This is a genomic window from Myceligenerans halotolerans (assembly GCF_054782975.1).
Genome location: NZ_BAAGRL010000014.1, coordinates 1 through 2,863 on the forward strand (window position 1 = coordinate 1; position 2,863 = coordinate 2,863).

Here is a 2,863-nt window from a genome sequence, read left to right on the forward strand (position 1 = left end):
AATTAGTGATAGACCGTATTCATTAAATACCATATTAGTTGGTGCAAATACTAGGAAGATTAGTGATACTAGCCCTAGCATAATATATAGAGCATAAGATGTGATTACTCCTGTATCGTATGTTGCTACTGATCGTCCTGCTCCTGTTAGTACTGTACTTAGACCATATGGTCCAGTTAGTTCAATAATACCTCGGTCAATAACCTTAGAGATTACTAGACCAATCCGTAGACCTGATTCAATAATTAGACCATTATATAGAGCATCCCAATACCACTTTGCATTTAGGAATGAATAAACACCATATCCAATAGGTCCATTTGTTAGACTAATTGTAATACTTGGTACTACATGATATAGATATAGTGCTAGACCTGCACCAAATAGACTTCCAATAGCTGGTAGTAGCTTCATTAGTAGAGGTAGACCAAATTCAGCTTCAATTAGTGTAATATGATCTGGATGTTGGAATAGAGCTGTTGATAGGAAATCAGTACCAACTCCAACAAACATATCCTTAGCAATGTAACCAAATACAATAGACATAATAGATAGAATTACTAGAGGAATTACAATAATCATTGGAGCTTCATGTGCATGTAGATAATCACCCTTAGGTGCATTAGGCGTTGTAAAGAATGTTAGAGATACTAGTCGGAATGAATAGAAAGCAGTAAAGACAGCTGAAATTGTACCAAGCCAATAAGCAATTGTTCCTGATACTTCATATTGTCCTAGTGCTACTTCTAGAATTAGATCCTTACTATAGAATCCTGTCATAAATGGTAGTGCCATTAGTGATAGTGATCCAATTAGAATTGCTGTATATGTAAATGGTAGGAAATTTACTAGACCTCCTAGTCGTCGTAGATCTTGTTGATCTGCCATACCATGAATTACAGCACCTGCAGCTAGGAATAGTAGAGCCTTAAAGAAAGCGTGATTTACTAGATGAAATAGTGCTACATTATATTGTGATAGTCCTACTGCCATAAATAGATATCCCATTTGTGAACATGTACTATATGCAATTACTCGCTTTAGATCATTTTGTAGTAGACCTGTTGTTGCTGCAAAGAATGCTGTTAGAGCCCCTACCCATGTAATTACTACAAGTACTGTAGGACCATATTCAATAATTGGTGATGATCGTAGCATTAGATATACTCCTGCTGTTACAAGAGTAGCAGCGTGAATTAGAGCTGATACTGGAGTAGGACCTTCCATAGCATCCGGTAGCCATGTATGTAGAGGAATATTAGCAGACTTAGCCATAGCACCAACTAGTAGTAGTAGTCCAATAATAGTAATAGCTGTTTCGTTAATGTAAGGAGCTACTGAAAATACTGAAGCATAATCTACATTACCAAATACCCAGAAAATTGCAAAGAATCCTACTGATAGGAACATATCACCTACTCGGTTAACTGTTAGAGCCTTCATACCTGCCTTATTTGCTTGCATTCGAGTATACCAGAAGTTAATTAGTAGATATGATGAGATCCCGATTCCTTCCCAACCTACAAACATAATAAAGTAGTTATCTCCTGCTACAAGAACAAGCATAAAGAAAGTAAACATAGATAGATATGAAAAGAATCGTTGGTTATGTGGATCTCCTGCCATGTAAGAAATTGAGTAAAGGTGTACTAGTGATGATACAATAAGTACAGGTAGTAGCATTGAAACAGTAAGACTATCAAATAGGAATCCCCATTGTACAAGCATAAATTCTGAATCAATCCATGATCCAATAACAATAGATACTGGTGATCCTGATAGACCAACTTCATAGAAAGCTACAATAGATAGAGCTGCTGATGTCATTAGACATCCTGTTGTAATGATGTGAGCTCCTGTAACACCAATAGTTCGTCCTCGTAGACCAGCAACAGCTGATCCAAACATAGGAAGTGCAAGAATAGCTAGATACATTATGTTCGAAGTGAAATATTACCTCGTAGTCGATAATAAGCTACTAGAATACCAAGACCAATAGCAGATTCAGCACCAGCAATAGTAATAATATAAATAGAATATGTTTGTCCCATAATATCATCGAAATTATATGAACTTACTAGTACTAGTAGTGTCACCGCTAGAAGCATAATTTCAATAGAAATAATCATAAGAATAATATTCTTTCGATTCATAATAAATCCTAGAATTCCAATTAGAAATAGTACCAGTGATAGTGTCATCTGGTGATTAATAAATACCGACAATACGTTATATATTTTGATTAAAGTCTTTAATTGAAGATTAATATTTTATTTAATCTAAGGCACAAATATTACATTTGTATATTAATAATTCGATATGCAGATTATTAGAAATCTTCTTACCTATTACTTTCGTAAGATTCGCATATTATTACGAGGTAGAGCGGGTTCGAACCGCCTTAACCCTCCTTGACAAAGAGGTTCATTGCCAATTATGATACTACCTCACATACTTTTATTAATTATATACTTTAAAGGGGAGTAAATATTAATTATGTTATATTAAATACAATATAGTAGTTGTGTTACTGATACATGTAGATCTGTTAGTAGAATATTTGGCATAATACCTAGTACTACAGCTACAATAAGCATAGGAGCTAGAAGCATAAATTCTCGTCGTGACATATCCTTAGGGTATGTTAGATACTTTGAGAATGAACCAAATGCTAGTCGATTAAACAGGAAAATACTGTAACATGCTGATAGTACAATACTTGATGATGCTAGTAGACCAATAATTGGTGATTGTTGGAATGTTCCTGCTAGTGACATTACTTCTCCTGTCCAATTTAGTGATAGAGGTACACCCATATTACACATTGTAGTAATAAAGAAGATTAGACTAAATAGAGGCATAT

3 protein-coding genes and 1 tRNA gene are annotated in these 2,863 nt (G+C 34.7%); all 4 read right to left on the minus strand.

What is annotated here, in order from left to right; genetic code table 11:
- On the minus strand, positions 1–1,935 hold a 1,935-nt coding region (gene nuoL / locus ACYVK5_RS11455; protein ID WP_460704973.1), incomplete at its 3' end, for an NADH-quinone oxidoreductase subunit L.
- Positions 1,935–2,225 carry an NADH-ubiquinone oxidoreductase chain 4L gene (gene nuoK / locus ACYVK5_RS11460; protein ID WP_460624616.1) on the minus strand — a complete coding sequence of 97 codons (291 nt, stop codon included), beginning with the start codon at positions 2,223–2,225 and terminating at the stop codon, positions 1,935–1,937. The genes nuoK and nuoL, both read right to left, overlap by 1 nt.
- A 151-nt stretch (positions 2,226–2,376) precedes the next feature.
- Positions 2,377–2,449: transfer RNA gene (locus ACYVK5_RS11465), tRNA-Asp, on the minus strand.
- A gap of 55 nt (positions 2,450–2,504) precedes the next feature.
- Positions 2,505–2,861, minus strand: coding sequence for a proton-conducting transporter transmembrane domain-containing protein (locus tag ACYVK5_RS11470; RefSeq protein ID WP_460704975.1), 357 nt, complete (start codon positions 2,859–2,861; stop codon positions 2,505–2,507).
- Between the last annotated feature and the right edge of the window lie 2 nt (positions 2,862–2,863).